The organism is Streptomyces sp. CBMA123 (genome assembly GCF_014596465.1).
Classification (GTDB): domain Bacteria; phylum Actinomycetota; class Actinomycetes; order Streptomycetales; family Streptomycetaceae; genus Kitasatospora.
The window spans coordinates 1-6387 of sequence record NZ_MECK01000291.1 but is presented as its reverse complement, the minus strand read 5'-3'; the positions used below and the strand labels follow the sequence as shown (position 1 = coordinate 6387).

The 6387-nt window shown below is 75.4% G+C and carries 3 protein-coding genes; all 3 read right to left on the bottom strand.

Annotated elements, in window-relative coordinates; translation table 11 throughout:
- A partial coding sequence (locus BG452_RS27715) for an ABC transporter substrate-binding protein (protein ID WP_223242818.1) occupies window positions 1–912 on the bottom strand: 912 nt, incomplete at its 3' end.
- A 93-nt stretch (window positions 913–1005) separates the two neighbouring features.
- On the bottom strand, window positions 1006–3621 hold the full coding sequence (locus tag BG452_RS27710; protein ID WP_411293032.1) for a SpoIIE family protein phosphatase: 2616 nt from the start codon (window positions 3619–3621) through the stop codon (window positions 1006–1008).
- A gap of 238 nt (window positions 3622–3859) precedes the next feature.
- A partial coding sequence (locus tag BG452_RS27705) for a SpoIIE family protein phosphatase (RefSeq protein WP_223242816.1) occupies window positions 3860–6387 on the bottom strand: 2528 nt, incomplete at its 5' end.

The following is a 6387-nucleotide window of genomic DNA, read 5'->3' as shown; positions in this document are numbered from 1 at the left end:
AGTGGCGGACGGCCCGGGCGACGAAGTGGGCGACGGCGCGGCCGGCACCGCCCGGTCCACCGCCGCGGTGAGCGGGGCGACGTCCAGCCGCCCCTGCTCCAGCGCGTCCAGGCGCCGTTCCGGCGGCGCGTCCAGGAAGTCGATCCGCTCGGTCTTCGGCAGGTCCCCCCACCAGAGCGGGTTGCGCTCCACGGTGACCCGCCCGTCCTCGGCGTCGTACCGGGTAAGGGCGTACGGCCCGGCGCTCAGGTGCCCGGTGCCGGCCAGCGGCTGGTTGAAGGCCTCCGGCGTGGCCGTCTCGGCGGCCGGGTAGAGCGGCCCGAACAGCGCCCGCCACTCGGCGTAGGGCCGCCGGAAGGTCACCTTGACCTCGTACGGGTCACCGCCCTGGGTGACCGAGTCGATGGCGTCGTACCCGGCCGCCCGGCCGCTCCGGTAGGCCGGGTCCAGCCCGGACAGGGCGGCCCGCTGGGCGGTGAGGTCGGCGGCCGACAGCGGGGTGCCGTCGCTCCAGACGGCGTGCGGGTTGAGCCGGTAGGTGACCACCTGGGGCTGCTGCCCGGGCGGGGTGGACTCGGCGCCGACCAGGTAGTCCGGGTCGGGGGCGAGCCGGCCGTGCTCGTCGGGCCGGAACAGCGAGGGGTAGAGCGCGTGGGCGAGCAGCGCCGAGTCGGCGCCGGCCCCGCGCTGGTAGACGTTGAGCGTGGCCGGGACGCCGTCCAGCGCCCAGTGCAGTGTGCCGCCGTCCTGGACGGTGGCGCGGTCGGCGGGCCCGACGTCCCCGGTGGTGGCGGTGGGGTCGGCCGGGGCCGGTGCGGCCGAGGGGCCGCGGGCCGGGCCGTCGGAGCAGCCGCCGAGAGTGGCGGAGAGCAGCAGCGCGACGGCTGCGGCGGTGAGCTGGCGGACGCGCATGGCGGACATCGAACGCCGTCGGCCCGGCCGGGCCGGCGGCGACACGGCGGGCCGCCGGGCGACTGCACCCGGACGGCCCAGGGCCGGAGCCGCCTACAGTGCCAGCTCGAACCAGACGATCTTGCCCTTGGGCGTGCGCCGACTGCCCCAGCGCTCGGCCAGCAGGCTGACCAGCTGCAGGCCGCGCCCGCCCTCGTCGGTCTCCTGGGCGCGCCGCTGCCGGGGCTGGGCGTAGCCGTCGTCCCAGACCTCGCAGACCACGGTGCGCTCGCGCAGCAGCCGCAGCCGGATCTCGCCCCGCCCGTGCTTGAGCGCGTTCGTGACCAGCTCGCTGACCAGCAGCTCGGTGGTGTCGACCAGGTCCTCCATCCCCCGGGCGAGCAGCCAGCTGCAGGCCAGTTCGCGGGCCTTGGCGACGGAGGTGGGCTCGGGCGGCAGGAACCAGTTGCCGACGGCGTCCTCGGGGAAGGCGTGCACCTTCGCCATCAGCAGCGCGATGTCGTCCTCGCCGTGGTGCGGGTCGAGTTCGCCGAGGACGTGGTCGCAGAGGTCCTCCAGGCCCTTGCCCCGGTCGGCGATCGCGGCCCGGAAGGCGCGCAGCCCCTCGTCCAGCGGGTGCTTGCGGCTCTCCACCAGGCCGTCGGTGTAGAGGCCGAGCACGGCGCCGTCCGGGAGGGTCAGTTCGACCTCCTCGAAGAGCTCGCCGCCGACGCCGAGCGGCAGCCCGGGCGGCACGTCGAGCATCCGGGCGGGCTCGCCGGGGCTGAGCAGGACGGGCGGCAGGTGGCCGGCGTTGGCGAACACGCAGCGGCGGGTGACGGCGTCGTAGACGGCGTAGACGCAGGTGGCCAGGTAGACCTCGCGGGCCTCCTCGTCGGCCGTCGAGGTGAGCCGGCCGTACGGGGTGGGCGGGCCGGCCGGGACGGAGTCGTCGCCGAGGCCGCGGGCGATCTCGTCCAGCGCGCCGAGCACCTCGGCCGGGTCGAGGTCGAGCATGGCCAGGGTCCGTACCGCGGTGCGCAGCTGGCCCATGGCGACGGCGGCGCGCAGGCCGCGGCCCATCACGTCGCCGATGACCAGGGCGGTGCGGTTGCCGGGCAGCGGGATGACGTCGAACCAGTCGCCGCCGACCTCGGTGTTGTTGTTGCTGGGCAGGTAGCGGCAGGCGATCTCCAGGCCGCTGGCGGCCGGGTTGCCCGGGGGCAGCAGGCTGCGCTGGAGGATCAGGGCCCGCTCGTGCTCGCGGCGGTAGAGCCGGGCGTTGTCGATGCAGACGGCGGCGCGGGCGACGAGTTCCTCGGCGATCGCCACGTCGCGGGCGTCGAAGGGCTCGCTGCCGATCGCCCGGGAGAGCTGGACCAGGCCGAGCACCTGGTCGCGGGCGACCAGCGGGACGATCAGGGTGGAGCGCAGCAGCGGGTCGCGGCCGGGCTCGGGGACGACGCTGCGGCCGGTGCGCAGGGCCCGGGCGTGCGGGGAGCGGCGCGGGTAGCAGAGGGTGCCGCCGGCTTCGGCGATCGGCAGGCCGGTGACGGAGCCGAGCACCGAGGAGGCGCCGCCGATCACGCTGGAGACGGCGACGCGGCGCAGTTCGCCGCTGCCGTCGGTGAGCACGGTGTCGCCGAGCCGGCCGGCGCTGGGGACGGTCTCGCCGGAGAGCAGCGCGGTGTAGAGGTCGACGGTGGCGAGGTCGCAGAACGGCGGGACGACGACGTCGAGGAGTTCCTTGGCGGTGGTCTCCAGGTCGAGGGTGGAGCCGATGTGGGCGCTGGCCTCGTTGAGCAGGGCGAGGTTGCGGCGCACGCCGTCGGCCTCGCGCTCGGCGACGTGCCGGCTGGTGACGTCGGAGACCTGTCCGGCAACGCCCATCGGCTGCCCGGCCGAGCCGTTGAGCCGGTACAGCGAGACTGCCCAGAGCCGGTTGCCCTCGCGGGTCGGGACGGCGCTGTGGAAGCGCAGGTCGAAGACGGGTTCGCCGGTGGCGAGGACCTTGCGCAGGGCGGCGCTGAGCCGGTCGGCCTCGGACGACGGGAAGAGGTCGTGCGGGGTGAGGCCTTCGAGGTCGGTGGGGACGAGGCCCATCCCGGAGGCGAAGGCGTCGTTGACGCGCTGCAGCCGCAGCCGGTCGTCGAAGAGCACGAAGCCGGTGGGCGTCTGCCCGAAGACGGCCTCGGAGGCGGCGAGGTCGGTCTCGATCCGGCGCAGCCGGCCGAGGTCGACGGCCAGGCAGGTGGCGCCCGCGGTGGGCAGGGCGCTGTCGGGCATCAGGTACAGCTCGGCGAGGCCCTCGCCGCCGACGGCGTCCCGGTAGGGGGTGGTGCCGACCCACTCCTCGCCGGCCAGGGTGCGCTCCAGCCGGGCGCGACCGCGCCGCCAGAGTTCGCGGGGGACGAAGGTGGTGATCGGGTCCGAGCCGACGGCTTCGGCGGCGGTGATGCCGAAGAACTCGGCGGCGCGCTCGCTCCACTGGCTGATCCGCCCGTCGGGGCCGATCGCGAAGGTGGCGACCCGGATGTAGTCGTAGATCGAGCCCGGGCCCCCGGCGCCCCAGGGCCGGGGTTCGGCCGCGGGGTGGGCGCCCCGGCCCGGGCCTGCGGCGCCGGGGACCGGCGGAGCCGGCGGAGCCGCCGGTGCGGGCAGGTGCGGGGACCCGACCTGCCCGGGCACAGCGGCATGACCGCTGCTGCTCGGCGCGTTCCGCGCGGGAATGCTGTTCAACGGACCGACCCCTCCAACCCGCGACCGTCCGGATGTCGAGAAGACCGAGTATTCATCATCGAGGGGTGCGTTCACACGCCCTCAACATCACAACATCAGATCGGGCGAAGGTTTTTGTCCTACCGCCCGCGCAACCACAATGCCACGCCCGCGCCCCCTTCCGGGGCGCGCGCTCCCCCTGGGCGCCCGATGGCATATGCAGCACGGTTCTCCTGCGGCTCTACTCGCGTCACTCGCCCGGGTCACTACCCGGCAGCGCGAGCTCGAACCAGACCACCTTGCCGATCCCCTCGGCCCGGGCGCCCCAGTGCAGCGCCAGCCGGTGGACCAGCTCCAGACCCCGGCCGCCCTCGTCGGCCTCGGCCGCGTGGCGCTCCCGGGGCGGGTCCGGCAGCGGGTCGGAGATCTCGACCAGCAGCGTCTCGCCGAGCGTCAGCCGCGCCCCGATCGGGGCGCTGGCGTACCGGACGGCGTTCGTGACCAGCTCGCTGACCAGCAGCTCGGCGGTGTCGGTGAGGTCCTCGACGCCCCACTCGGCGAGCGTGGCGCGGACCAGCCGGCGGGCCCGGGAGACGGCGGTGGGCTCGGCGGGCAGGGTCCAGCCGGCCGTCGGGGTGCCGGCCTGGCCGTGCCCGAGCCGGGCCAGCAGCAGGGCGACGTCGTCCGGCTCGCGGCCCTGCTCCATGGTGTCGAGCACCGCCTCGCAGGCGGCCTGGATGGAGGCGTGCGGATCCTGGAGCACGGTGACCAGCCGGCCGAGGCCGACGTCGAGGTCCTTGTCCCGGGACTCCACCAGGCCGTCGGTGCACAGAGCGAGCAGGCTGCCCTCGGGGATCTTCAGTTCGACCGATTCGAACGGGACTCCGCCCACGCCGAGCGGGGCGCCGGAGGGCAGGTCGAGGATCCGGCCGGCCCCGCCGGGCAGCGGACCGCCGGTGCGGGTCGGCTCGGTGGCCTCCTCGCCGGGCACCACCAGCACCGGCGGGATGTGCCCGGCCTTGGCCACCGTCAGCATCGCCGTGCCCGGGTCGAAGACGGCGTAGACGCAGGTGGCCAGCAGCGCCTCGTCCGGGCCCTGGGCGAGGTCGTCGGCCAGCTCGTGGACGTGCCGCAGCAGGACGTCCGGCGGCAGGTCGAGGGCGGCCAGCACCCGGACGGCGGTGCGCAGCCGGCCCATGGTGGCGGCGGCCCGCAGGCCGTGGCCCATCACGTCGCCGACCACCAGCGCGGTGCGGTCGCCGGGCAGCGGGATGACGTCGAACCAGTCGCCGCCGACCTCGGTGCCGCTGCTGCCGGGCACGTACCGGTAGGCGACCTCGACGCCGGTGGGCTGCGGGACCTGCTGCGGGAGCAGGGTGCGCTGGAGGGTGAGCGCGGCGGTGCGTTCACGGGCGTACAGCCGGGCGTTGTCCAGCGAGCTGCCGGCCCGGTCGGCGAGTTCGACGGTGAAGGCGAGGTCGTCGCGGTCGAAGCCCTCGCGGTAGCCGGCCCGGCTGACCAGCAGCAGGCCGATCACGATGCCGCGGGCGCGCAGCGGGACGACCAGCATCGAGTGCACGCCGAGGTCGTGGGCGGCCTGCATCTTGGGGTCGCCGGGGTAGGTGACGTCCTCCAGCTGGTCGGCGCCGGAGAGCAGCTCGGGCACGCCGGTGCGCAGCACCCGGCCGCAGGCGGAGTCCTCGGCGAAGGTGATCCGGGCGCCGCGTCGGAGCATCGCCTCGACCTCGGGGCCGTCCTGGACGGAGGCGGTGCCGAGTTGGAGCAGCGAGGTGCGCCGGTCGTGGCCGTGCCGGGGCAGGTCGTCGCCGTGGGCGACGGCCTGGAGCAGGATCACCGCGGAGTGGTCGGTGAGCCGGGGGACGACGGAGCTGGCGAGTTCCTGGGCGATCCGGGCGGCGTCGAGGAGGTCGCCGACCCGGGAGCCGAACTCGTTGAGCAGCGAGAGCCGGCGCCGGGCGTGCTCGACCTTGGCCACCGCGCGGTAGCGCTCGGTCACGTCCATCACGGTGCCGGAGATGCCGAGCACCCGGCCGGACCGGTCGGTCATCCGGCTGTAGGAGATCGAGCGGTAGCCGGCCCGGGTGGTGACCGGGGAGGCGAGGGTGACGTCGATGACCGGCTCGCCGGTGGCCAGCACCTGACGCTGGATCGCGGTGATCTCGTCGGCGGCCCGCTCGGGCAGGGTCTCCCCGGTGGTACGGCCGACGTGGTCCTCCAGGACGACGCCGTTCATCTCGGCCAGGGTCTGGTTGACGGCGGTGTAGCGCAGGTCGGTGTCCAGGATGGCGATGCCCAGCGGGGACTGCTCGAACAGCGCGTCGCGCACCGCGAGGTCCCGCTCGACGGCCCGTACGGCGGCCGCCTCGGCAAGGCTGACCTGCAGGAACGGGGTTCCGTCGCCGTCCACCAGCAGGGAGATCCGGGCGTCCACGGCGACCGGCGCGCCGGCCCGGTCGCGCAGCTCGGCGTTGCCCGCCCAGCGGCCGTGCCGCAGGGTGTCCTGGACGGCGGCCCGGATCCGGACGACCTGCTCCTGGTCCGGGATCAGCTCCTCGATCCGGCGGCCGACCAGCAGCTCGCTCGGCCAGCCGAGCAGCTCCTCGGCGGCCGGGCTCCACAGCACCACCCGGCCCGCGGTGTCCAGGATCGCGATGGCGACCTTGAGCATGTCCAGCAGGCTGCCGCCGGGCGGCGCGCCGAGGCCCTGCCGGGCGTCGGAGGGCCCGCCGGGGAACGGACGGCCGGGGCGGCTGCGCA